General features: G+C 42.4%; 21 protein-coding genes, 2 rRNA genes and 1 pseudogene (1 of these 24 only partly in view). 21 read left to right on the top strand and 3 right to left on the bottom strand.

Annotation, left to right across the window (positions count from 1 at the left end; genetic code table 11):
• The 20 genes and pseudogenes from GSF04_RS21970 to GSF04_RS21870 all read left to right on the top strand — a co-directional run.
• Positions 1-826 (top strand): 23S ribosomal RNA (locus tag GSF04_RS21970) (it extends 2,059 nt beyond the left edge of the window).
• A 117-nt stretch (positions 827-943) separates the two neighbouring features.
• Positions 944-1,057, top strand: a 5S ribosomal RNA gene (rrf, locus tag GSF04_RS21965).
• Between the two features lie 338 nt (positions 1,058-1,395).
• The gene (lexA, locus tag GSF04_RS21960) at positions 1,396-2,010 is read left to right on the top strand and encodes a transcriptional repressor LexA (RefSeq protein WP_039490834.1); all 615 of its coding nucleotides are present in this window, start codon (positions 1,396-1,398) and stop codon (positions 2,008-2,010) included.
• A 360-nt stretch (positions 2,011-2,370) separates the two neighbouring features.
• Positions 2,371-3,513, top strand: a complete 1,143-nt coding sequence (coxB, locus tag GSF04_RS21955) for a cytochrome c oxidase subunit II (protein WP_130125760.1) — start codon at positions 2,371-2,373, stop codon at positions 3,511-3,513.
• Positions 3,513-5,087 carry a cytochrome c oxidase subunit I gene (gene ctaD, locus GSF04_RS21950; protein ID WP_211858791.1) on the top strand — a complete coding sequence of 525 codons (1,575 nt, stop codon included), beginning with the start codon at positions 3,513-3,515 and terminating at the stop codon, positions 5,085-5,087. The genes coxB and ctaD overlap by 1 nt, the downstream gene beginning before the upstream one ends.
• Positions 5,087-5,665: a cytochrome c oxidase assembly protein gene (locus GSF04_RS21945; protein ID WP_039490841.1), complete on the top strand. Its 579-nt coding sequence runs from the start codon at positions 5,087-5,089 to the stop codon at positions 5,663-5,665. The genes ctaD and GSF04_RS21945 overlap by 1 nt, the downstream gene beginning before the upstream one ends.
• Positions 5,655-6,530, top strand: a complete 876-nt coding sequence (locus GSF04_RS21940) for a cytochrome c oxidase subunit 3 (RefSeq protein ID WP_039490844.1) — start codon at positions 5,655-5,657, stop codon at positions 6,528-6,530. Before GSF04_RS21945 ends, GSF04_RS21940 begins: the two co-directional genes overlap by 11 nt.
• A gap of 214 nt (positions 6,531-6,744) precedes the next feature.
• The gene (locus tag GSF04_RS21930; protein ID WP_211858790.1) at positions 6,745-7,473 is read left to right on the top strand and encodes an SURF1 family protein; all 729 of its coding nucleotides are present in this window, start codon (positions 6,745-6,747) and stop codon (positions 7,471-7,473) included.
• The gene (locus GSF04_RS21925; protein WP_039490848.1) at positions 7,466-7,957 is read left to right on the top strand and encodes a hypothetical protein; all 492 of its coding nucleotides are present in this window, start codon (positions 7,466-7,468) and stop codon (positions 7,955-7,957) included. Before GSF04_RS21930 ends, GSF04_RS21925 begins: the two co-directional genes overlap by 8 nt.
• 9 nt (positions 7,958-7,966) lie before the next feature.
• A pseudogene (locus GSF04_RS21920) lies at positions 7,967-8,979 on the top strand (COX15/CtaA family protein).
• Positions 8,963-9,862, top strand: coding sequence for a heme o synthase (cyoE, locus tag GSF04_RS21915; RefSeq protein WP_211858789.1), 900 nt, complete (start codon positions 8,963-8,965; stop codon positions 9,860-9,862). The pseudogene GSF04_RS21920 and the gene cyoE overlap by 17 nt, the downstream one beginning before the upstream one ends.
• Positions 9,859-10,452: an SCO family protein gene (locus GSF04_RS21910; RefSeq protein ID WP_211858788.1), complete on the top strand. Its 594-nt coding sequence runs from the start codon at positions 9,859-9,861 to the stop codon at positions 10,450-10,452. The genes cyoE and GSF04_RS21910 overlap by 4 nt, the downstream gene beginning before the upstream one ends.
• A 155-nt stretch (positions 10,453-10,607) precedes the next feature.
• The gene (locus tag GSF04_RS21905) at positions 10,608-10,880 is read left to right on the top strand and encodes an STAS domain-containing protein (RefSeq protein WP_010604348.1); all 273 of its coding nucleotides are present in this window, start codon (positions 10,608-10,610) and stop codon (positions 10,878-10,880) included.
• A 9-nt stretch (positions 10,881-10,889) separates the two neighbouring features.
• On the top strand, positions 10,890-11,252 hold the full coding sequence (locus GSF04_RS21900) for a response regulator (protein ID WP_010378447.1): 363 nt from the start codon (positions 10,890-10,892) through the stop codon (positions 11,250-11,252).
• A gap of 18 nt (positions 11,253-11,270) precedes the next feature.
• Positions 11,271-13,361, top strand: a complete 2,091-nt coding sequence (locus GSF04_RS21895) for a chemotaxis protein CheA (RefSeq protein WP_039490860.1) — start codon at positions 11,271-11,273, stop codon at positions 13,359-13,361.
• Positions 13,358-13,879, top strand: coding sequence for a chemotaxis protein CheW (locus tag GSF04_RS21890; RefSeq protein ID WP_039490862.1), 522 nt, complete (start codon positions 13,358-13,360; stop codon positions 13,877-13,879). The genes GSF04_RS21895 and GSF04_RS21890 overlap by 4 nt, the downstream gene beginning before the upstream one ends.
• Before the next feature lies 1 nt (position 13,880).
• Positions 13,881-16,568, top strand: coding sequence for a methyl-accepting chemotaxis protein (locus tag GSF04_RS21885; protein WP_211860109.1), 2,688 nt, complete (start codon positions 13,881-13,883; stop codon positions 16,566-16,568).
• A 52-nt stretch (positions 16,569-16,620) separates the two neighbouring features.
• A complete protein-coding gene (locus GSF04_RS21880) occupies positions 16,621-17,451 on the top strand; it encodes a protein-glutamate O-methyltransferase CheR (RefSeq protein WP_039490866.1) in 831 nt (276 codons plus the stop codon).
• On the top strand, positions 17,438-18,052 hold the full coding sequence (gene cheD / locus GSF04_RS21875) for a chemoreceptor glutamine deamidase CheD (protein WP_039490868.1): 615 nt from the start codon (positions 17,438-17,440) through the stop codon (positions 18,050-18,052). The genes GSF04_RS21880 and cheD overlap by 14 nt, the downstream gene beginning before the upstream one ends.
• Before the next feature lie 9 nt (positions 18,053-18,061).
• Positions 18,062-19,090 (top strand): chemotaxis response regulator protein-glutamate methylesterase, encoded by a 1,029-nt coding sequence (locus tag GSF04_RS21870; RefSeq protein WP_039490870.1) that lies wholly within the window; start codon positions 18,062-18,064, stop codon positions 19,088-19,090.
• Positions 19,091-19,123: 33 nt separating this feature from the next.
• Here GSF04_RS21870 and GSF04_RS21865 read toward each other — a convergent pair whose 3' ends face one another.
• Entirely contained in the window at positions 19,124-20,167 is a 1,044-nt protein-coding gene (locus GSF04_RS21865; RefSeq protein WP_211858787.1) for a polysaccharide deacetylase family protein, read from the bottom strand.
• Between the two features lie 27 nt (positions 20,168-20,194).
• Here GSF04_RS21865 and GSF04_RS21860 point away from each other — a divergent pair, with 27 nt between their 5' ends.
• Positions 20,195-21,463: an MATE family efflux transporter gene (locus tag GSF04_RS21860; RefSeq protein WP_211858786.1), complete on the top strand. Its 1,269-nt coding sequence runs from the start codon at positions 20,195-20,197 to the stop codon at positions 21,461-21,463.
• 10 nt (positions 21,464-21,473) lie between these two features.
• Here GSF04_RS21860 and GSF04_RS21855 read toward each other — a convergent pair whose 3' ends face one another.
• Together GSF04_RS21855 and nfuA are read right to left on the bottom strand one after the other, a co-directional pair.
• A complete protein-coding gene (locus GSF04_RS21855; RefSeq protein WP_211858785.1) occupies positions 21,474-21,752 on the bottom strand; it encodes a hypothetical protein in 279 nt (92 codons plus the stop codon).
• Positions 21,752-22,327, bottom strand: a complete 576-nt coding sequence (gene nfuA, locus GSF04_RS21850; protein WP_010378467.1) for a Fe-S biogenesis protein NfuA — start codon at positions 22,325-22,327, stop codon at positions 21,752-21,754. The genes GSF04_RS21855 and nfuA overlap by 1 nt, the downstream gene beginning before the upstream one ends.
• Positions 22,328-22,346: the final 19 nt, after the last annotated feature.

Below are 22,346 nucleotides of genomic sequence, written 5' to 3'. Positions count from 1 at the left end.
ACAGCTTGGCACTGAACATTGACCCTACATGTGTAGGATAGGTGGGAGGCTTTGAAGCAGAGACGCTAGTTTCTGTGGAGCCGACCTTGAAATACCACCCTTGTAGTGTTGATGTTCTAACTTAGGCCCCTGAATCGGGGTTGAGGACAGTGCCTGGTGGGTAGTTTGACTGGGGCGGTCTCCTCCCAAAGAGTAACGGAGGAGCACGAAGGTTTGCTAAGTACGGTCGGACATCGTACGGTTAGTGTAATGGTAGAAGCAAGCTTAACTGCGAGACAGACACGTCGAGCAGGTACGAAAGTAGGTCATAGTGATCCGGTGGTTCTGAATGGAAGGGCCATCGCTCAACGGATAAAAGGTACTCCGGGGATAACAGGCTGATACCGCCCAAGAGTTCATATCGACGGCGGTGTTTGGCACCTCGATGTCGGCTCATCACATCCTGGGGCTGAAGTCGGTCCCAAGGGTATGGCTGTTCGCCATTTAAAGTGGTACGCGAGCTGGGTTTAGAACGTCGTGAGACAGTTCGGTCCCTATCTGCCGTGGGCGTTTGAGAATTGAGAGGGGCTGCTCCTAGTACGAGAGGACCGGAGTGGACGAACCGCTGGTGTTCGGGTTGTGATGCCAATTGCATTGCCCGGTAGCTACGTTCGGAACTGATAACCGCTGAAAGCATCTAAGCGGGAAGCAGGCCTCGAGATGAGTTCTCACTTTGACTTAGAGTCAACTGAAGGGCCGTTGAAGACTACAACGTTGATAGGCGAGATGTGGAAGTGCTGTGAGGCATTAAGCTAACTCGTACTAATTACCCGTGAGGCTTAACCATACAACGCCAAAGTGGTTTATAAGCGACAGAAGTTAATAGACTAAAGTAGACAAAAGAATTTAATAGCTTTTTCCGGATTTACATTGATGAGGGAGACTTCATTGATGAACAGAATTTCCTGGTGACTATAGCGTTTTGGACCCACCTGACCCCATGCCGAACTCAGAAGTGAAACAAAACAGCGTCGATGATAGTGTGGATTACCCATGTGAAAGTAGAACATCGCCAGGGCCAAATAAGAGAAACCCGTTGCAGCAATGTGACGGGTTTTTTGCTATGTGTGATTTGAAAACCTCGCGAGATGAACTCGCTCCCACTCCCACCACAGTATCAGCATAGTGCAACATGGTAGGTGGTGGTTAATCAGCCCTAAATCTTAATAATCTATTTCTTATTGCGTAGAGTCGTAGGTTATGCTCTGAGGCACAGACTTCACTTCTTGTTTAATGGTGCTCTAATTAATGCTATTAGCAAATACACTTAAAATATGTCGAATAAAGAAACATTTGCGATTTTTTTTGAGCTGTATATACTTACAGTAAATAAACCACTGTATGGAACACCAGTTAATGCGTCCTCTAACAAAACGACAAGAACAAATCTTTGAATTAATAAAAGTATTCATAAAAGATACTGGCATGCCTCCAACTCGTGCTGAAATAGCTGATGCTTTGGGTTTTAAGAGTGCAAATGCAGCGGAAGAGCATCTTAAGGCGCTTGCGAAAAAGGGAGTTATCGAAATGGTCCCAGGCGCAAGCCGAGGGATTCGACTTGTAGAGGATGAATCCGAACAACTTGGTTTACCTATTATTGGCCGTGTTGCTGCTGGTGAGCCTATTCTGGCAGAGCAACATGTAGAGAGCCACTGTAATGTAGATGCGAGTTTTTTTAAACCTAATGCTGATTACCTTTTAAGAGTTAATGGTATGAGCATGAAGGATATTGGCATTATGGATGGTGATCTACTAGCTGTTCACAGCACTCAGGTGGCTGAAAATGGCCAAGTGATAGTGGCTCGCGTAGAAGAGGACGTGACAGTTAAACGCTTTGAAAAGAAAGGGAAGAAAGTTTTATTGCATGCTGAGAATGAAGAATTTAAAGCGATTGAAGTGGATCTAGAGCATCAAAATTTCTCCATTGAAGGGTTAGCTGTCGGCGTTATCCGAAGTGCTGACTGGATGTAGTTTATGAGAGCGAGTGTAGCGTTAAATATAAAGTTGCGCTTGCTTTAACTATATTTTGTTTAAAAAGTGATAATTAACTTTTCTAACTATGTGAAAGTAGGATGATTATAGTGACTTTAATCATTTAGTAATATTTTTAGTTTTCTGATCTTTATACACTATTTTTCATCATTCTTTGTTTTACCCCCTATAGTTCCCAGTTTTGATTCTAAAGTCGGTCTTCTCGAAAATCTTGCAATTTGTTTGTTTTTTGACTAATTGGTTAATAGTCGTGCAGTAAGTCTATGTACAAATAGACAATATGACAGTCATCCAATAATAACAAAAGACAACCACGAGTTGTCTTGAAGGAGACGTCAAATGAAAATTTGTCGATTAGTTGTAGCATTCATCGCAGTGCTAATCGCCATGCCCTCACTTGCTAACAGCGCTTACAATATGAGGCAAGGTGTTACAGACATTAGTCATCAAGTGTATGAGCTTCACATGACCATATTTCTAATATGTTGCGTCATTGGGGTTATTGTATTCGGGATTATGTTTTGGGCGCTTATAAAACACAGAAAGTCAAAAGGCGTTGTTGCAGCGCAATTTCATGAAAGCACCAAAGTGGAAATACTTTGGACAGCAATTCCTTTCCTGATACTCATTGGTATGGCAATACCAGCCACAAAAACGCTTATTGCTATGGAAGACACGAGTAAAGCTGATCTGACCATTAAGGTCACAGGCTCTCAGTGGAAATGGCACTATGAGTATATGGGGCATGATGTTGAATTCTATTCTTTGCTCTCTACTCCGAAAGATGAAATTAGTGATCTCAAAGAAAAAAATGAAAATTACCTGCTTGAAGTTGATAAGCATTTAGTTATTCCCACCGATAGGAAAGTTCGCTTTTTGATGACCTCAGATGATGTCATCCATTCTTGGTGGGTGCCCGATTTTGCGGTGAAGAAGGATGCCAATCCAGGCTTTATAAATGAGGCATGGACAAAGGTAAACGATGAAGGAATTTACAGAGGCCAATGTGCTGAATTATGTGGCAAAGATCATGGCTTTATGCCTGTCGTTGTCGAGGCCGTAAGTCCCGATAAATTTGATAGTTGGCTCAACGATGCTAAAGCTGAAAAAGCAAAAGCAGAGGCTGAGTCACAAGCAGTTGCCCAACAAACCCTTTCGAAAGAAGAGTTAATGGAGGTTGGTGAACAAACTTACATGGCTTATTGCGCAGCTTGCCATCAACCAACCGGGCTTGGGCTACCAGGTGTCTTCCCTGCAATGAAAGGGAGTAAAGTCGTCACTGGAGATATTAAAGCTCATATAGATATTCTACTTTTAGGTCGCCCAGGAACTGCGATGCAATCTTTCGCAAAGCAATTAACAATCAAGCAGATAGCGGGGGTTATCACCTATAAAAGAAATAGTTGGGGTAATGACACCGGCGATGTTATTCAGCCAAGCCAAATACAGCGTGAGATAGATGCATTAGAGGAGGGTAAGTAATGAGTGCCATCGTAGAAGAACATTCACACCATACAGCTCCAAAAGGCTTAAAGCGCTGGCTGTTTACCACTAATCATAAAGACATTGGAACTCTGTATTTATTGTTCTCACTAACCATGTTTTTAATTGGTGGTGCTATGGCTATGGTGATCCGAGCCGAGCTTTTCCAACCTGGGTTACAGCTTGTAGATCCGCATTTTTTTAATCAAATGACGACAGTACATGGACTAATAATGGTATTTGGCGCAGTAATGCCCGCATTTACTGGTCTTGCCAACTGGATGATCCCAATGATGATTGGTGCTCCTGATATGGCGTTACCGAGAATGAATAACTGGAGTTTTTGGATACTCCCCTTTGCATTTGCAATTTTACTGATGTCGTTATTTTTGGAAGGCGGCGGGCCTGCTTTCGGTTGGACTTTTTATGCGCCACTATCTACAACGTACAGCAATGACAATACTGCATTTTTTGTTTTTGCGATCCATATAATGGGCATTAGCTCTATTATGGGTGCTATCAACGTTATCGTGACCATCGTCAATCTTAGAGCTCCAGGTATGACATGGATGAAGTTGCCTTTATTTGTCTGGACTTGGCTGATAACTGCATTTCTTCTGATTGCTGTTATGCCCGTACTCGCTGGCGCTGTGACTATGGTATTGACTGATAAGTTCTTTGGAACGAGCTTTTTTGATGCAGCAGGTGGTGGTGATCCTGTTATGTTCCAGCATATATTCTGGTTCTTTGGTCATCCTGAAGTGTACATCATGATATTACCTGCCTTCGGCATAATCTCTACGATAGTACCGACATTTTCAAGAAAGAAACTGTTTGGCTATGCATCAATGGTTTATGCAACCGCTTCAATTGCTCTGTTGTCGTTCGTCGTTTGGGCTCATCATATGTTTACTACGGGCATGCCTTTAGCTGGTGAGTTGTTTTTTATGTATGCAACTATGCTCATATCAGTGCCTACTGGCGTTAAGGTTTTTAATTGGGTAGCTACAATGTGGCGAGGTGCTATTAGTTTTGAGGTGCCCATGCTTTTTGCCATTGCGTTTATCGTACTTTTCACAATTGGCGGATTTTCCGGTTTGATGTTAGCAATTACGCCTGCAGATTTCCAATATCACGATACCTACTTCGTTGTCGCGCATTTCCATTACGTGTTAGTTACGGGAGCTATATTCTCAATAATGGCCGCCGCATATTATTGGTTACCAAAGTGGACAGGGTACATGTTTGATATCAAATTGGCTAAATTTCACTTTTGGCTCTCCTTGGTTAGTGTGAACGTACTGTTCTTCCCAATGCACTTTGTTGGTCTTGCTGGCATGCCAAGGCGGATCCCTGATTATGCTCTACAGTTCGCTGATTTCAACGCGATCATTAGTATCGGAGGGTTTGCATTCGGTCTTTCTCAACTGTTGTTTGTTGCAGTGGTTTATAAATGTATAAAAGGTGGAGAGCAGGCCTCTGGGAAAGTATGGGATGGGGCAGAGGGATTAGAGTGGCAAGTACCATCTCCGGCTCCTTATCATACCTTTTCAACGCCACCGGAGATTAAGTAATGCAACATGGACGCCTGCTTAAGAAGCTTATTTTGTTGACGCTAGGTATGTTTGCTTTTGCCTTTGCACTGGTTCCTCTATATGACGTTTTTTGTGATGTCACAGGCCTAAATGGTAAGCCATCCATGGAAATCGCAAAGCAGAGCGAGTCAATTGCGCAAAGTCGACAAGTAGATGTGAGCTTCACAACGCACAGTCAAAGCCAGGCGCCATTTAAGGTCGATGCAGTCGAGCACTCGGTTAGAGTTCAACCCGGTAAGCTAACCGATGTCAAATTCATTGCAAAAAACTTGAGTGATAGTGAGCGTGTGTTGCAAGCGATCCCTTCAGTGTCTCCAGGGAAAGCGGCAAAGTATTTACACAAAATGGCCTGCTTTTGTTTTGATCAGCAACCAATGAAAGGCAAAGAAGAAGTTGAGTTTGTCTTGAGGTTCTATGTAGATACGGAGCTCCCAAGTGATGTTGAGGAACTCACGCTTTCATATACGTTGTTTGATATTACAGAGCGAGTTAGCAAACAAAACAGTGATGGACTGAATATGCTAGCCGCTCGAGAGGAGTTCAAATATGAACCATGAACAAGAAAAATATTATGTGCCTGAGCAAAGTCCATGGCCAATCGTCGGGGCTTTTGCACTTTTCTTTATCGCTGTTGGCGCTGGCTTAACGATTATTCAACTTAAATCAACCAGTAATAGTGGAGTAATGCTACTGCTCGTGGGTATTGCTGTGCTGATCTATATGATTTTTGGTTGGTTCAGGAATGTGATCCAAGAATCTCAAACTGGATTATATTCTGCCCAAATGGATCGTTCGTTCAAGCAAGGAATGGGATGGTTTATCTTTTCCGAAGTTATGTTTTTTGCTGCTTTTTTTGGTGCACTTTTTTATGCACGAATGATAGCTGTGCCGTGGTTAGGCGGTGCAAGTAATAACGCCAGCACCAACGAGGTTTTATGGCCTCAATTTGAAGCTGTATGGCCATTGCTCACAACTCCAGATGGAACTGTCACTCAAGCTATGGGTTGGCAGGGACTTCCGCTGATCAATACGATTATTCTATTAGCATCATCAGTAACGCTTAGCTTTGCCCACGTAGCTTTAGAAAAAGAGCAAAGGGCGAAAGTGAAGGCATTCTTAGGATTAACAGTACTACTTGGCGTCGCATTCTTAACCTTGCAAGTGGAAGAGTATATTCACGCTTATCAAGATCTGGGGCTAACTCTCCAGTCGGGGGTTTACGGTAATACATTCTTTTTACTGACAGGATTTCATGGCTTCCATGTCACACTTGGTGCGGTTATTCTTTTCGTTATATGGATCAGGGTGTTGAAGGGTCACTTTACCGCTAAGAATCACTTTGCTTTTCAAGCTGGGGCTTGGTATTGGCATTTTGTTGATGTTGTTTGGTTGTGCCTGTTTGTATTTGTTTATGTGTTGTAACAACGGGTGAAGAGTGTAGTTTTATAAAGCCAAATTGAGCAGCAAGACAGATTAGAAGTACGACAGCTATTGATGCATAAACTCTTTGTTGCAATAGCCTCGCCATCGACTCTTGTTGCTCTGACTTGAGCATGACTAGCATAGCTCTAAATAGATTTAGAAAAACGAGTAGTAGCAGTACAACAATAATAATTTTAATCATAAGGGGTGTCCGATGGATTTAGGTGCACTTTTTAAAGGTAGATCAAAACCCCCCATATTGGCAGCATTAATCGTTGTTCTTTTATGTGGCTCGCTCTCTTATTGGCAGTGGCAAAGAGCGCAGCAAAAACATGTGTTGCAGCATAAAGTTGAGATTGAAAAATCGCTAGGCTTAGCTAATGAGCAGCCAGCAACATCCCAGCCGCTCACGCAATATGTTAATGCTGAAGTGTCGATTACAGGGAATTTTGTAGGCGATGCGGTTTGGTATCTAGATAATCAAGTCGTGAAAGGCCGAGTCGGTTTTGATGTAATTGGTATTATAAAAATTTCCGAAACTGATGAGTATCTAGCTGTTAATTTAGGTTTTGTGCCACAGCAGGCTAGTCGCGTGCCTACCGTTTTTTCTCTTCCAAGTGACACCGTTTCTCTACCTGTCTATATCAAATCTAGTGCTAGTAAGCGGTTCACCTTAGCTAAGTCTGCGGCTGAGGAGGCAACAAAACAATCTGTGATTCAGTATATTGATGTTGATTACTTATCTGCGGAGTCAGGTAAACCTCTTTTACCTCTAATTGCCTACATGACTAAAAACAGATTTGCAGGGACTGAGCCCCATTATCAACCGGTCGTAATGTCACCGCAAAAACATGAAGCTTATGCTTTACAGTGGTTGCTTATTGCCTTGGCCGCGGTAGTGATTGGCTGGAAACTTTCAAAAAAGGAGAATAAAGATGTCTAAAAGCGCGGCATGGTTTATAGGGCTGTTTATATTCCCCTTACTATTGGCATTTGTTGCCTTGAAGGTCGGCTGGATACCACATAGCACGACTAATCACGGTGAATTTTTAAGTCAGGAGGTTCGCCAATCAGAGCTGGTTTTAGATACTGAGTGGAGTATCGTTTATCAGCGACCAAAGCAGTGTAATAAGCAATGTTCTTTACTACTAGATAGCTTACCTAATTTGTATTTAGCGCTGGGGAAAAACCAGCAGAAAGTATCGCTCGTGGTATTACAAGAGCGAAATGAAAAAGGTATTGAGTACGCTACTTCTTTGCCGATATACCTCAACCAGTTAGATGACAACTATCTCTACCTGGTTGATAAAAAGGGGTTATTTGTACTTAAGTATGCACCAGTAGCAAGCTTAGAAGAAATGCGAAATGTACAAAAAGGGCTACTGAGTGATCTGAAGAAATTATTGAACTACTCTCGTTCAAGTTAGGAGGTAAATATGTCCAAGGTAAGAATAAAAATCGCAATATTTGCCTGTTTCGTCGCAATAACGGTAGTGACACTTGGCGCCTTCACACGTTTAAGTGATGCGGGACTTGGATGTCCAGATTGGCCTGGGTGTTACGGCTTTTTAACAGTACCAAATGAGACTCATGAACTATCTGCGGCTAAAGACAGTTTTCCACATTTAGAAATAGAAGCAGAAAAAGCATGGATTGAAATGATCCATCGCTATTTTGCCAGTTTCCTCGGGTTACTTATTTTGGCACTTGCATGCATAAGGCTGTTCAAGAAGCAAAAAACAAAAAGCCCTAATCGTCACTACTACTTACTGCTATTGCTTGTGTTATTTCAAGGGGCACTTGGGATGTGGACCGTGACGATGAATTTACAGCCAGTCATTGTGATGGGTCATTTACTAGGTGGGTTTAGTATTCTTGCATTGCTGGTGTTATTGGTTTTAAGGCTGAAATACACCACTATTACTGCTAGTGTAACTAGCCTTACCTGTCGTTTATGTTATGTGGCTCTTGGTGTGTTGATTATACAAATTGCGCTAGGTGGATGGCTTGCAGCCAATTATGCTGCTCCACATTGTACAGGGTTGCCGCTATGTGACAATCTTCAACTTTTCTCTTGGCAGAGTTTATTCACACTTCCTGAAGCTTCAGCGACTTATGAGTTTGGTGTTTTGCCATTCGAATCTAGAGTATCTATTCACTTTATCCATCGGATATGGGCAGTTATTACCGTTTTAACGCTACTTGCTGCATGTTGGCCACTCCTTAGAGCTGGTCAAAACCGCTTACTCCGACGCTCAGCACTTGTTGTGTTAACTTTGGTTGCGATACAGGTTTTGGTGGGGGGGCAATCGTACACTTCCAATTTCCTCTGTTGTTAACCTTATTCCATAACTTCATGGCAGCAATGGTGTTATTAGCAATGGTGAAATTGTGTTTCTTTATCAGCCTGACGCAAAAAGTAGGAGTAAAATATGCTTCAATTAACTAGTTTTTCAGAGCTTCAAAAAGCAACTACTTTATTCAAAGCCTACTTTGGCATGTGTAAGTTCAAAGTGGTATGTATGTTGGTTATTACTGCTTGGGTCGGGATGATGTTAGCACCACAAAGTGATAAAACATTATTGGCACAATTAATGAGTTTGTTTGGCATTGGTTTACTTTCAAGTAGTGCAGCAGCTGTAAATCATATCGTGGATAGAGAAATAGATAAAAAGATGGCGCGAACACGAAACCGACCGTTAGCGACAGACTCTGTTTCTGTATCATCAGCGTTAATCTTTGCGACGGGCCTCGCTATTTCTGGGTATGCTCTATTAACTATTTTCGCCAATCAGTTATGTGCGCTACTTACCTTAGCCGCGCTATTCGGTTATGCCGTGGTTTATACGTTATTGTTAAAGCGCGCAACACCTCAAAACATAGTAATTGGGGGGTTAGCAGGAGCGATGCCACCCTTGCTAGGTTGGGTCAGTGAGACTGGTCAGCTTGGTGCAGGACCTTGGTTGTTAGTAATGATCATTTTTGCTTGGACACCTCCCCACTTTTGGGCATTAGCTATTGCTCGTAAACGAGACTACGAAAAAGCCGAAGTCCCCATGTTACCAGTAACGCATGGAAACGAATTTACAAAACTCTGTGTGCTATTTTATACCATCATTTTAACTTTAGTCTGTTTGCTACCTTACCTAGTGGGAATGTCTGGTTGGATCTATTTGTTGGTCTCTGGCATGGCAAATGTCGCTTTTATTTACAAAGCCACCAAGCTTATGAGAACAAATAGTTTAGAGTATGCTATGAGGGTATTTTATTTCTCTATCTGGCATCTTTTGATAGTGTTCATTGCACTCTTTGTGGATAAAGCATTTATATGAAAAAATTTATCTTAATTATCTCTATGTTAATTCTGTTTGGTTGTGGGCCTGCACCAGATGTCTCTGAAAAAGTGGTTTGGTATCCAAAGCCTAAGGACGTGAATGCGTTTGAATTAAGGGATCAATACGGTGAGGTTGTCTCAAACCAAGACTTTACCGGTAAATGGAATTTGCTGTTTTTGGGTTACACCAGCTGTCCCGACGTGTGTCCAATGACGTTGTTGAAATTAACTCACGTATATCAATCCGTAAAAAGCAAAGGTGACTTACAAGTATGGTTTGTATCGGTCGATCCTAACCGAGATACTGAAGAGAAGCGTTTGGCCTACATCAAGCACTTTGATCCTGATTTTAAAGCGGTATCTGCCGAGCATTCGGCTTTATTTCCTTTTGTGAGAGATCTCGGTTTAATCTACGCAATAAATCAGGAACAGACAGAAGAGTATTATGTTGATCATAGTGCGTCTGTAGCATTAATTAACCCAAAAGGTCAGCTTGAGGCTATTTTCAAACCTACACATACAGCTGGAGCTGTCCCTACAATCGATGACAAACTACTTCTCGCTGACCTAGAGAAGATCATCAATTAGTCTTATATCGACACTGGTCGACCCCAGTGTCGTTGTACTATCTTACCTCTAACGCTTTAATTATTTGCGGATTTTTAATCAATCTTTGTGGCATTTTTACCATCACGGTCTAAGCTAATTTTATTACTCATTTTTACAAGGATAGTCTTCAGCTCATGTTGAAACTTCCACCTGAAATGGCGATTAACCATGTGGAAAGCCTGTACCATCAGATTTTCCAGGACTCTATGGAAACATCAGACATCACGATTGATATTAGTGAAGTGCAAAGAGCCGACACAGCATCTATACAACTGCTCTGTGCCGTGCAAAAACACTTGCTCTCGTTAGAACATAAAATTGTATGGCATGGTGAAAGTGACGCTTTAGCGCAGGCGGTAAATGAGTTGGGATTAACCCATTATTTATTCCATAGTATTGAAAATTAAGAGGTGAATATGAAAAAGATTTTAGCTGTGGATGATTCGGCGTCAATGCGCCAAATGGTTGGCTTTACTTTGAAAAAAGCAGGTTTTGATGTCACGGAAGCCAAAGATGGCAGTGAAGCACTATCTATTGCCAAGCAACAAGGGTTCGATGCCGTGATCTCTGATGTAAACATGCCTGTAATGGATGGGATCACACTTATTAAGGAGCTGCGTAGCCTACCCAACTATAAGTTCACCCCTTTACTAATGCTGACCACCGAGTCTGGATTGGATAAAAAAACAGAAGGTAAAGCGGCGGGAGCAACTGGTTGGATAGTGAAACCATTCAACCCTGAACAATTGCTAGCGGTATTGAAAAAAGTCATAAGATAGATACAGAGAGGCGTCGATATGAGTATTGATTTAAGCCAATTTTTTGATGTCTTTTTTGAAGAGAGCTTTGAAGGTCTAGACATCATGGAAGCTGAGCTGCTGAATTTACAGCCAGGCCATGAAGACTCAGAAACGATCAATACTATATTTCGCGCAGCACACAGCATCAAAGGTGGCAGTGGAACATTTGGTTTTACTTCTGTCGCTAACTTCACGCATGTGTTGGAAACCTTACTCGATCAGATCAGGGATGGGCGTCGACAGTTGACCGCTGAACATGTCAATTTGCTGCTCCAATCTGTTGATTGTTTAAGGGCCTTACTAACCGCATTACAAGCCGAAGAAGAGCCAGATCTTTCCAATGCGAATGAGTTGAAAGTTAAATTTGAAGAGATTTTAGGTGGTAAAGAGAGTGTTAGCTCAGATACTGCCGATAGCATACCTCAAGGGCAAGAATCTCAAACCTATCAAATAGACTTTAAACCGCTCCCCCACTTGTTTAAAACCGGTAACGAACCGCTCTATATGTTAAGTGAGCTATCGGAATTGGGGGATTTAGAAACTCATGCGTTTTGTGATGCAATACCTGAAATTGATGACTTCAATCCAGAGGATTGCTACCTCAGTTGGCGGTTATACTTAACAACCAGTCATCCAGAGTCGGCGATTAAAGAAGTATTTGAGTGGGTTGAGGATGATGCTGAAATTTCTATTACCTTATGTGGTGGTTTATTTGAAGATGATGTGAGTGTCTCCACAACGCCAGAACCAGAGAGTGAGAAGAAAGAAACGTCGAGCAACGACACTCAAAATATTGATGTACCAAAAACACCCTCAGCGACAGCGACAAAGGCTAAGCCTGAGGCTAGTAAGAAATCAGCAGAGTCGACTTCGATCCGTGTTGGGATTGATAAAGTAGATTCGCTTATCAATATGGTAGGGGAGTTGGTTATTACCCAAGCTATGTTGACTCAATTAGGCGAGCAAGAACCGACCGAAAATACACTTGCTGCGATGCAAGAAGGCCTCGCTCAATTAGCCCATAATACGCGAGATTTGCAAGAAAATGTAATGCGAATCAGGATGTTACCTATTAGTTTTGTCTTCAGCCGATTTCCTCGCTTAGTAAGAGATACGTCACAGAAGTTGAATAAACAGGTTGAACTAAAGCTGCTAGGAGAGCAAACAGAATTAGATAAAACCGTGATGGAAAAGATTTCCGATCCTATGGTTCATTTAGTAAGAAACTCTTTGGATCATGGCTTAGAAACACCGGAAGACAGAATTAAAGCCGGAAAAGATCCCGTGGGTACGGTGACACTGAATGCTTTCCACCAAGGTGGAAATATTGTGATTGAAATCATGGATGATGGCAGAGGCTTGAATACCGAAAAAATAAAAAGTAAAGCGATTGCCAATGGCCTTATTCAAGCAACTGATGAGCTGACTATTGAAGAGGTTAATGAACTTATTTTTAGGCCTGGATTTTCAACAGCCGATGAAGTGAGTGATATCTCTGGTCGCGGCGTGGGTATGGATGTTGTTCGACGAAATATTCAAGCATTAAACGGCAGCGTTGAAGTGACTTCTGCAAAAGGGGTTGGCTCAACGTTTACAATTAGGTTGCCATTAACGCTGGCCATTCTTGATGGTCAACTGGTTAAAGTTGCAAAGCATACCTACATCATTCCACTTATTTCTATTGTTGAGTCTTTACAAATAGATATTAAAAAAGTGAGCAAAGTAGGTAATGGCTTAGAGGTGCTTCGGTTACGAGATGAATACATACCAATACTAAGGCTATATCAACTATTTAACCATGGTGGTGCAATAGAAGAGTTGGATAAAACACTGTTAGTAGTTGTAGAGAGTGATAATCACAAAGTGGGATTGTTGGTGGATGATTTACTGGCGCAACAACAGGTCGTTATTAAAAGTCTTGAAGCGAATTATCAGAAAGTAAATGGGATCTCAGGGGCGACAATTTTAGGTGATGGCAGAGTCTCTTTAATTGTCGATATTAGTGGTCTTATCAAACTGAGTGGCTTAAAGCGTCCAGGAACTCAAGAGTTATTAGTAGAACAAGAGTTAGATGAGGTGGTGTCATGATCACTGAAAAAGCCTCGATTAATGAACAAGTCATGCTTGCAGACAGAGATGACGATACACAATTTCTCACCTTTATGATGGCGGGCGAAGAGTATGGCATGGATATTCTGGCCGTACAGGAAATAAGAGGGTGGGAAGAAGTCACTGCAATTCCAAATGCTCCTATGTATGTAAACGGTGCGATTAATTTACGTGGCACGATAGTGCCAATCATAGATTTAAGGGTTCGATTCGGCTTACCACAAATCGAATATGGAGCGCTAACCGTGGTTATCGTTGTCTCCGTTGTAATAAAAGAGGCAACAAAAATTATGGGGTTAGTTGTTGATGCGGTGTCTGACGTATACAGCATCAACGAAGAAACAGCGAAGGATGTTCCAGATTTTCAAGACTCGGAAAATAGTCAATTTGTACAAGGACTTGTAAATGTTGGTGAAAAAATGGTCGTACTTTTAAATTTGAAGAAGATATTAGATCTTGAAGTAAAGCAGAATGAGCAATTGGTTGTCGGGGGATAACATGAGCGATCAAGCATTAGCAAGTCAACTCAACAATAGAGTTCTGATTGCGGGTGCCATAATATTTGTGGGCTTGGCAATTAGTGTTCAAATGTTGAATATTAATATGTCTACACAAGCCTATGTGGCGATGGTTATAGCAGCTGTCAGTGTGGTGCTGGCAATTTTACTACTTAAGCAAAGCGCAAACATTCTGCTTTCTAAGTTACAGGATGTTGAGGAAATTGTTCCCGCGATAGAGAGTAAAGATGTTAGCTTACTCAATGCGAGTAATGCATCACGCCAATCATCTTTATACAAAGCGGTTGCTAATTTATTAAATGGTGACGCAGTAGATGGTCAAGACCATAGCCATAGTTTGTTGCTAGCTTTAAAGGTCTGTCAGGCCAATGTTATGCTTGCAGATGCCTCTCTCAACATTGTGTATTTGAACGATTCAGTAACCAGTATGCTGCGTAAAAATCAGGCTAAGTTACAGCAAGAGTTACCTGGTTTTAATGTTGATAGCTTGATTGGTGCCAACATTGATACGTTCCATAAAAACCCTAGCCATCAGAGAGGCATACTCGCTAATTTGACCCGTCCATATGTCACACAAATCAAAGTGGCAGGTTTGACCTTTGATCTTATTGCCACGCCTGTTTTCGATGATGAAGGACAAAGGATCGCGACTTTAGTTGAGTGGAAAGACCTTACAAGAGAATTAGCGTTAGAGAAAAAGCAGGCGGATTTGGCGAGCCACAATGCTCGTATATCGAGCGCGCTGGACGTTTGTCAGGCAAACGTAATGCTAGCGGACGAAGGGTTGAATATTATTTATGTTAATGATTCGGTTGTGCGAATGCTGAGAGACAATCAAACGCAGCTTAGAAAATCATTACCGAACTTTGATGTGGATACACTTGTAGGGCAATGTATTGATGTATTTCATGCAAACCCCAGCCATCAAAGAAACCTGCTTGAGAAACTGAGCGATGTATACAGCACAGATATCAAAGTCGCTGGCTTCACCTTTGGTTTAATTGCGACCCCTGTGTTTGATGATGAGAAAAAGCGGATTGGTACTGTCGTTGAGTGGGACGACAAAACAGAGCGTTTAGTTCGTGAAGAGGAAGAAAAAACTGCCGCAGCTGAAAACTTGCGCGTCCGAAGAGCATTAGACAACGTTTCAACGAATACGATGATAGCAAATGAGCAGTTTGAGATCGTTTACTTGAATCGTGCAGTGAAAGATATGATGAGAAATGCTGAGAGTGATTTAAGGCGTGACCTGCCTAATTTTGATAGTAACCATCTTTTGGGGGCGAATATTGATGTATTCCACCGTAACCCAAGTCACCAACGCAGTATGCTCTCTCGGCTTGAAACCGAGTATAAAACGGAAATTGTTGTCGGCGGAAGAACCTTTGGCCTAGTCGCGAATCCGATATTTGATGGTAATAACGAACGCGTGGGCACTGTTGTCGAATGGGAAGATAGAACCAAAGAAGTCACGATCGAGAAAGAGGTGAATGGCCTAGTTCAGTCGGCTAATGCCGGTAATCTTAGTGTTCGTTTATCAGAAGATGGGAAAGATGGCTTCTACTTACGACTAACCAAAGGGTTAAATAGTTTAGTGTCTACAGTTGATGAAACGGTTACAGATATGGGGGACATGTTAGACGCCTTAGCAACTGGTAATTTAACCAGACGTATTGAAGGCGATTATCGTGGGGCTTATGAAAAGCTGAAAAAAGACGCAAATACTACAGCTGAGAAGTTAACTGAGGTGTTAGGTCGGATCCGTACTTCTGCAAATTTAGTTGCCAGTGGTGCTGATGAAATTTCCCAGGGTAACGCGGATTTGAGTCAGCGAACCGAAGAGCAAGCCTCCTCACTAGAAGAAACTGCTTCTAGCATGGAAGAAATGACGAGCACAGTTAGACAAAATGCAGATAACGCGAAAGTAGCTAATGAGTTGGCCGAAGATACTTGTGACAAGGCGACCAAAGGCGGCGAAGTAGTCACACGCGCAGTTGAAAGCATGTCTGAAATTAATGATTCAAGTAAGAAAATTGCTGACATTATAGGTGTTATTGATGAAATCGCTTTCCAGACAAACCTTTTGGCATTAAACGCAGCCGTTGAAGCTGCTCGGGCCGGAGAGCAAGGTCGAGGCTTTGCTGTGGTTGCTGGTGAAGTGCGCAATCTCGCTCAGCGTTCTGCAGCAGCAGCGAAAGAGATTAAAGATCTAATCAGAGATAGTGTAAGTAAAGTCGAAGATGGCACGTTACTGGTTAATGAATCTGGTGAAACACTAAAAGAAATAGTTGAGTCAGTTAAGCGAGTAACGAACATGATTTCCGACATTGCCGAAGCTTCTATTGAGCAGAGTTCAGGTATTGAGCAGGTTAATAAAGCAGTGTCACAAATGGATGAAATGACGCAGCAAAATGCTGCCTTAGTTGAAGAAGCATCGGCCGCTGGGGAGTCGATGGCTGAGCAAGCAAATGATATGAGAAGATTATTAAACTTCTTCACACTTGATGAACCCTCACATCGTAGTTTAGAAATATCTGAGTCACCGAAGAATTATAAGGCATCAGAAAAACAATTACCAAAACGGACAATGAACTCCAATAAGCCTCCCCAGCAAAACACGAGAAGTAATCAGTTTGCAGATGACTCGGAAGAGTGGGAAGAGTTTTAGGGTTAGGTAATAGATCAATTCCTTAGTGGGGGTTGGCTGAAGGAATACGACGATGCGAGAGTTTCTGTTGACCGATAAGGATTTTTCCGAAATTTCGGCCCGGGTCTATGACACATGCGGCATAGTACTCGGGCCGCATAAAAGGGAAATGGTTTATTCCAGGTTGGCAAGACGCATAAGAGCCAACGGGCTAAATTCATTTGAGGCGTATTTATCTTTTTTGGAAGAAAATCAAGATGTTGAGTTTAGCCATTTTATTAATGCAATAACAACTAACTTAACTTCTTTCTTTCGAGAAAATCATCACTTCGAGTTCTTAACGAAAAGAATAGTTCCTGAAATTATTGCCCGACATAAACACGACAGAAGAGTTCGGATCTGGTCTGCTGGATGCTCTACAGGTGAAGAGCCTTATAGCATCGCGATGACCATTGCGAATGCTTTTCCAAGTGGTTGGGACGTCAAAGTGCTAGCAACAGATCTAGATTCCAACGTCTTGGGCAAAGCGAGTCTCGGAGAATATACGGCAAATAACGTCACGGGTTTAGATGAAGATAAGCTCAAAAAATGGTTTCTTAGAAGTGCAGATGGAGCAATGTATAAAGTGAAGCCTAAATTGCAATCTTTCATCCATTTTAAACGACTTAATCTTCTAGAACCATGGCCAATGAAAGGACCCTTTGATGTTATTTTCTGTCGTAATGTTTTGATTTATTTTGATAAAGAAACTAAAGATAAACTCTTTGAGCAATATCATGACATGTTAGTTCCCAATGGTTACTTACTTATCGGGCACTCCGAAACGATGGGAAAAGAGCACCTAGAATTTAAAAATCTAGGTAAAACCATTTATCAAAAAGGCCAGTTGAATGAGAGAGTTTAGACCCGTTCTCAGAGGCTTCGAGCATGTAAAACGCTTTTGGGATTCAGGGCGTGCCAAAGTCGTCGCAAAAGTACTTCCGGGGGAATTTTATGTATCCAAGCAGGACGAATTGATTTCGACTGTACTAGGTTCCTGTATTGCCGCCTGTGTATATGACGAGAAGCTGGGGATTGGTGGCATGAATCACTTTATGTTACCCGGAGCGAAGGCACTAAAAGAAGTACATGCGGATGACCTAAATTGTCGTTATGGTAACTGGGCGATGGAGTATCTGATAAATGAAGTACTCAAAAATGGGGCGTCTAGAAGCAATTTAAAAATCAAACTTTTTGGCGGTGGAAAAATTATTAGCGCAATGACTGATATTGGGGAAGGGAACATCAGGTTTGCTCAAGCCTATGTGGAAGAGGAAAGTTTGAATTTAATTTCACAAGATGTAGGCGGCCCCTGGCCAAGAAAAGTTATCTTTCATCCTCAAAGTGGCAAAGCGCAAGTGAAAAAGTTACGAACCATGCACAATAACACAATTGAACAACGTGAAGTGCGTTACTTACATGACATTGAGGCTCAAGACAATAAAACGGATATTGAGCTATTTTAGGTGTGAAATATGATCAAGGTTCTGATTGTTGACGACTCGCCGTTAATTCGTGGGTTGTTAAAAGAAATTTTAGGTCAGGCGGATGGTATTAAAGTCGTTGGCACCGCGGAAGACCCTTATGAAGCTAGAGAGCTCATTAAGTCTACTTCACCTGACGTATTAACTTTGGATATAGAAATGCCAAAAATGAATGGCATTAATTTTCTTAAAAATTTAATGCGTTTAAGGCCTATGCCTGTTGTGATGATCTCTACGTTGACCCAAGAGGGATCTCCCGCCACGATAGAAGCACTAGAATTAGGTGCCGTTGATTTTATTTCTAAGCCCACCAGCAATGTTGCTGATACCTTAATGTCTTATTCCGATTTACTGGTTAAGAAGATTAGAGTAGCGGCCGGTGCACGAGTGAGGGCTTTTAAAGCACCAAAACAGGAAAGCGAATTAGAAATTGGCCGTAATTATACATTTTCGCGTAATACTATTTTAGCCATAGGCGCCTCAACAGGGGGAACTGAAGCTATCAGAGAGGTGCTTATGCGATTACCAACACACGCGCCTCCTGTTGTTATCACGCAACATATCCCACCAGTTTTCAGTACCTCATTCGCACAAAGAATGGATCGCACCTGTGCGGTATCAGTCAAAGAAGCGGAAGAGGGAGATGTTTTATTACCAGGTCATGTATTCATAGCACCGGGAGACAAACATCTTAAGGTGGCACACACAGCAACCGGATATGTCTGCCGATTAGATGATACTGAGCCTGTTAATCGTCATAAACCTTCCGTTGAAGTGTTATTTAACTCCCTTGTGCCAATGGGTAAGCATGTTTGTGCTGCTATGCTCACGGGAATGGGCAGTGATGGAGCAAAAGCAATGCTAGCTTTGAAAGCTGCAGGTGCTAAAACATTTGCACAAGATGAACTTAGCTGTGTGGTATGGGGAATGCCTAGAGCTGCGTACGAGCTTGGTGCAGTGCAAAGCCTAGTACCTTTGAGTAAAGTGACTGAAACCATGCTGAGCGCGGTTAAAAAGTAAGGATAGGAGCTAATTTGCTCCTACCCAAAGCTGTTATTTTTCAATAACCCAAGGTTGTGAAAACCAATAATATCGTCCTGTGTCTTTGATTGAAGGTGCAGTACAGTTATATCGTGACCGTCCTATGGATAGCGCTTTCGGGGTTTGGATACGTACGCTGGTTTCTGATAGCCACGTCAGCTCAGCTTGCCCAACACCTGAAACGTAGCATGCAAATTGACTCTGATGAAAATCCTTATTGTTAAAATGCAACGTGATTGCTGGGGTTTTATTGTTCGTGACGCTATCAAGGTACTCTAATTTTTGTAGAGAGAAGGCTTTGGTCTCGAGCTTAGTTTTTAATGTTTCTAAGTTGCTGTAGTTTCCCGATGCGGGAAAGCGAGCGATACGTGTAAAATCTGAAGAAATACCAACCGCACCAGAGTGTTGCCCAATACCAATAAGTCCAAGCTCTGCTACTAGCTTTTGTAATTCATGATTAAATTCGCCGTACGGGTATGCGAGGTAGGGGTAATCGTGGCCAATCTCTTCTTTAATTCGCTGCTGTGACCATCTGATATCGTGCTCAACACGCGCACGCCACTGCGCCGCTGTTTCATCTTTTAGTTTGAGGTGGAGGTAATCGTGCTTAGCACTATGATTTGCGATAATAGCTCCACGTTTTGCTAATGCTCTCAGTTCATCCCACGTCATGACATAGCTTTTCTTTTCGTCAATAAGTTGAGGGTTGACGAAAATAGTATAGGGAAAGCCAAAAGATTCCAGGATCGGGGCCGCCGCAGTGATATTGTTTTCATAGCCATCATCAAAGGTGATAGCTAACGTTTTTTCTGGTAGAGACTTACCGGACTTCAGGCTATCTAACAACTGTGGTAAAGGTATCACCGAAAAACCATGTTCTTTAATGTGGTTAAGATGAGATTTAAAGGTTTCTTCACTCACGCTGGTGACCGCTGGGAGTTTCTCACTCACGTGATGATACTGTAAGATAACCGCACTCCAACTATTTGCTGAGAATAGGGCCAAACCAAAAATAATATGTTGTATCAATTTCTTAAATGCCATAAAGCGCAACATCTGAGCCTCTTACTACTTGCAGGTCCGATGATACTATCAAATATTACGGTGCCACTGTTAGGATTAGTCGATACGGCAGTAATTGGTCATATGGGGGATGCGCATTTTTTGGCTGGGATTGCGCTTGGCTCTAGCGCTATCTCGGTACTATTTTGGCTTGCAAGTTTTCTGCGAATGAGTACAACAGGAGTGATAGCTCAATCAAGCGGCCAGCAAGACCATGACAAGCTAACACGTTCACTATATACCAGTATGCTCATTGCGCTGCTCTTTGCCGTGAGTTTGATTGTGTTATCTCCTCTGCTGATCCAAGTTATTGCTCAGCTTTCAAATGCTTCTAGTGAAGTATTTGAGCAAGCAAAATTATATTTTCAAATCCGTGTATTTAGTGCGCCTGGAGCAATGTTAAATCTTGTGCTGCTGGGCTTTATGCTTGGGATGCATTACGGGCGAGGGCCATTCTATCTGGTGTTGTTCACAAACATAGTGAATATAGCTTTGGACATTTTATTTGTTGTCGGATTTGAGTGGGGAGTAGCAGGCGCAGCTTGGGCTTCACTGATTGCAGACTATTCGGCATTAGGCTTATCCTTGTTTTTGAGCGTATTGGTCGCAAGGCGTCACGGTATTGCGTTGAAATTCACTCTACCAAAGCGCGCCGAGTGGCTCAGTTTACTCACCTTGAATCGTGATATTTTTATTCGCTCCTTGATCTTACAACTCTGCTTTAGTTTCATGACTTTTTATGGCGCAAGGCTTGGTGAGATCACGCTAGCGGCTAACGCCGTATTACTTAATTTTTTGATGTTAGTTAGTTTTGCGATGGACGGCATCGCTTACGCTGCGGAGGCTAAGGTCGGCAGAGCAAAAGGACAAGGCTCGTTGGGGCAATTGCAATTATGGGTAAAAGTAAGCCTGTTTTGGGGGGCTGCATTTGCGCTTTTATACAGCGCTATTTTTTATCTAGCTGGTGGCTGGATCATCAGCTTATTAACCAATATCCCCGAAGTGATAACATTGGCAGGTACTTACTTACCTTGGTTGGTGCTATTACCTTTGATTGCCATGAGTTGCTTTTTGTTTGACGGCATCTTTGTTGGGCTTACTCGTGCTAAAGAAATGCGAAACAGCATGTTAGTTTCTGCGGTATTCGGTTTCTTCTTGCCGTTTTTGATTGCATTGCCACTCGGTAACCATGCACTCTGGCTTGCGATGAGTTGTTTTATGGGGTTGCGTGGATTAACCTTAGCATATAAATATCACCAGCTCACTCGAGAGGTCGCCTTACTCGAATAATGGGCCTATGTTAAGCAAATGGGTCGTTATCTTTTAGAGTTTGGCGGCGTTTTTCTCTGGCTTCTATCACTTGAGAAAAGCGATTAGCAAAAATACCAATATAACCGTAAAAGGCACAGCACAAACCAGGAAGTAAAAGCACCAAACCTGCGATTTGAAAGCGATGATCTTGATAGTAACCCAGTGCGATAAAAGCACCAGCGAGTAACACAATAACAAGGCCAAAAAGGAAGAACTTGAGGCTTCGCCTAGGGTGAGACCCTAAGCGATAAATGAGGGTTTTGCTCATTAATAGTAAGAGTGTTCGCCGCGAGCGTGCTCCGTGATGTCACGTACGCCGTTGATTTCTTCAAACTTAGCGATCATCTCTTTTTCGATGCCTTCTTTTAATGTGACATCAATCATTGAGCAGCCGTTACAACCACCGCCGAATTGAAGTACAGCAATACCATCTGCGGTAATTTCTACTAGGCTAACTTGACCACCGTGATTGGCCAGTTGTGGATTTACTTCTGTCACAAGCATGTGCTCTACGCGCTCAGCTAGGCTCGCATCGTCACGTAATCGTTTAGCTTTGGCATTTGGTGCCTTAAGCGTCAACTGACTCCCCATTTTATCGGTAACGAAGTCGATATCGGCTTCTTCTAAAAATGGTGCGCTTTCTTCATCAACGATGGCTTCAAAACCATTAAACGGTAAGCGGATATCGCTTTGTTCAACGGCATCTGCTGGGCAATATGACACGCCACACTCAGCTTGAGAGGTGCCTGGATTAACCACGAAAACTCTAATATTAGTGCCTTCAGCCTGATCGGCTAATAGTTTCGCGAAATGGCTTTGGGCAGAATCTGAAATATGGATCATAATTCGCTCTATACTTGAC

Origin of the sequence: Pseudoalteromonas sp. A22 (assembly GCF_018141345.1) — a bacterium.
GTDB classification, from domain to species: Bacteria; Pseudomonadota; Gammaproteobacteria; order Enterobacterales; family Alteromonadaceae; genus Pseudoalteromonas; species Pseudoalteromonas maricaloris.
This window is presented reverse-complemented; position numbering and strand designations above follow the sequence as displayed.

Bases quoted from the DNA above. Each gene is read 5' to 3' on its own strand.
- lexA (WP_039490834.1), top strand. From the start codon at position 1,396: ATGCGTCCTCTAACAAAACGACAAGAACAAATCTTTGAATTAATAAAA.
- coxB (WP_130125760.1), top strand. From the start codon at position 2,371: ATGAAAATTTGTCGATTAGTTGTAGCATTCATCGCAGTGCTAATCGCC.
- ctaD (WP_211858791.1), top strand. From the start codon at position 3,513: ATGAGTGCCATCGTAGAAGAACATTCACACCATACAGCTCCAAAAGGC.
- GSF04_RS21945 (WP_039490841.1), top strand. From the start codon at position 5,087: ATGCAACATGGACGCCTGCTTAAGAAGCTTATTTTGTTGACGCTAGGT.
- GSF04_RS21940 (WP_039490844.1), top strand. From the start codon at position 5,655: ATGAACCATGAACAAGAAAAATATTATGTGCCTGAGCAAAGTCCATGG.
- GSF04_RS21930 (WP_211858790.1), top strand. From the start codon at position 6,745: ATGGATTTAGGTGCACTTTTTAAAGGTAGATCAAAACCCCCCATATTG.
- GSF04_RS21925 (WP_039490848.1), top strand. From the start codon at position 7,466: ATGTCTAAAAGCGCGGCATGGTTTATAGGGCTGTTTATATTCCCCTTA.
- cyoE (WP_211858789.1), top strand. From the start codon at position 8,963: ATGCTTCAATTAACTAGTTTTTCAGAGCTTCAAAAAGCAACTACTTTA.
- GSF04_RS21910 (WP_211858788.1), top strand. From the start codon at position 9,859: ATGAAAAAATTTATCTTAATTATCTCTATGTTAATTCTGTTTGGTTGT.
- GSF04_RS21905 (WP_010604348.1), top strand. From the start codon at position 10,608: ATGTTGAAACTTCCACCTGAAATGGCGATTAACCATGTGGAAAGCCTG.
- GSF04_RS21900 (WP_010378447.1), top strand. From the start codon at position 10,890: ATGAAAAAGATTTTAGCTGTGGATGATTCGGCGTCAATGCGCCAAATG.
- GSF04_RS21895 (WP_039490860.1), top strand. From the start codon at position 11,271: ATGAGTATTGATTTAAGCCAATTTTTTGATGTCTTTTTTGAAGAGAGC.
- GSF04_RS21890 (WP_039490862.1), top strand. From the start codon at position 13,358: ATGATCACTGAAAAAGCCTCGATTAATGAACAAGTCATGCTTGCAGAC.
- GSF04_RS21885 (WP_211860109.1), top strand. From the start codon at position 13,881: ATGAGCGATCAAGCATTAGCAAGTCAACTCAACAATAGAGTTCTGATT.
- GSF04_RS21880 (WP_039490866.1), top strand. From the start codon at position 16,621: ATGCGAGAGTTTCTGTTGACCGATAAGGATTTTTCCGAAATTTCGGCC.
- cheD (WP_039490868.1), top strand. From the start codon at position 17,438: ATGAGAGAGTTTAGACCCGTTCTCAGAGGCTTCGAGCATGTAAAACGC.
- GSF04_RS21870 (WP_039490870.1), top strand. From the start codon at position 18,062: ATGATCAAGGTTCTGATTGTTGACGACTCGCCGTTAATTCGTGGGTTG.
- GSF04_RS21865 (WP_211858787.1), bottom strand. From the start codon at position 20,167: ATGTTGCGCTTTATGGCATTTAAGAAATTGATACAACATATTATTTTT.
- GSF04_RS21860 (WP_211858786.1), top strand. From the start codon at position 20,195: ATGATACTATCAAATATTACGGTGCCACTGTTAGGATTAGTCGATACG.
- GSF04_RS21855 (WP_211858785.1), bottom strand. From the start codon at position 21,752: ATGAGCAAAACCCTCATTTATCGCTTAGGGTCTCACCCTAGGCGAAGC.
- nfuA (WP_010378467.1), bottom strand. From the start codon at position 22,327: ATGATCCATATTTCAGATTCTGCCCAAAGCCATTTCGCGAAACTATTA.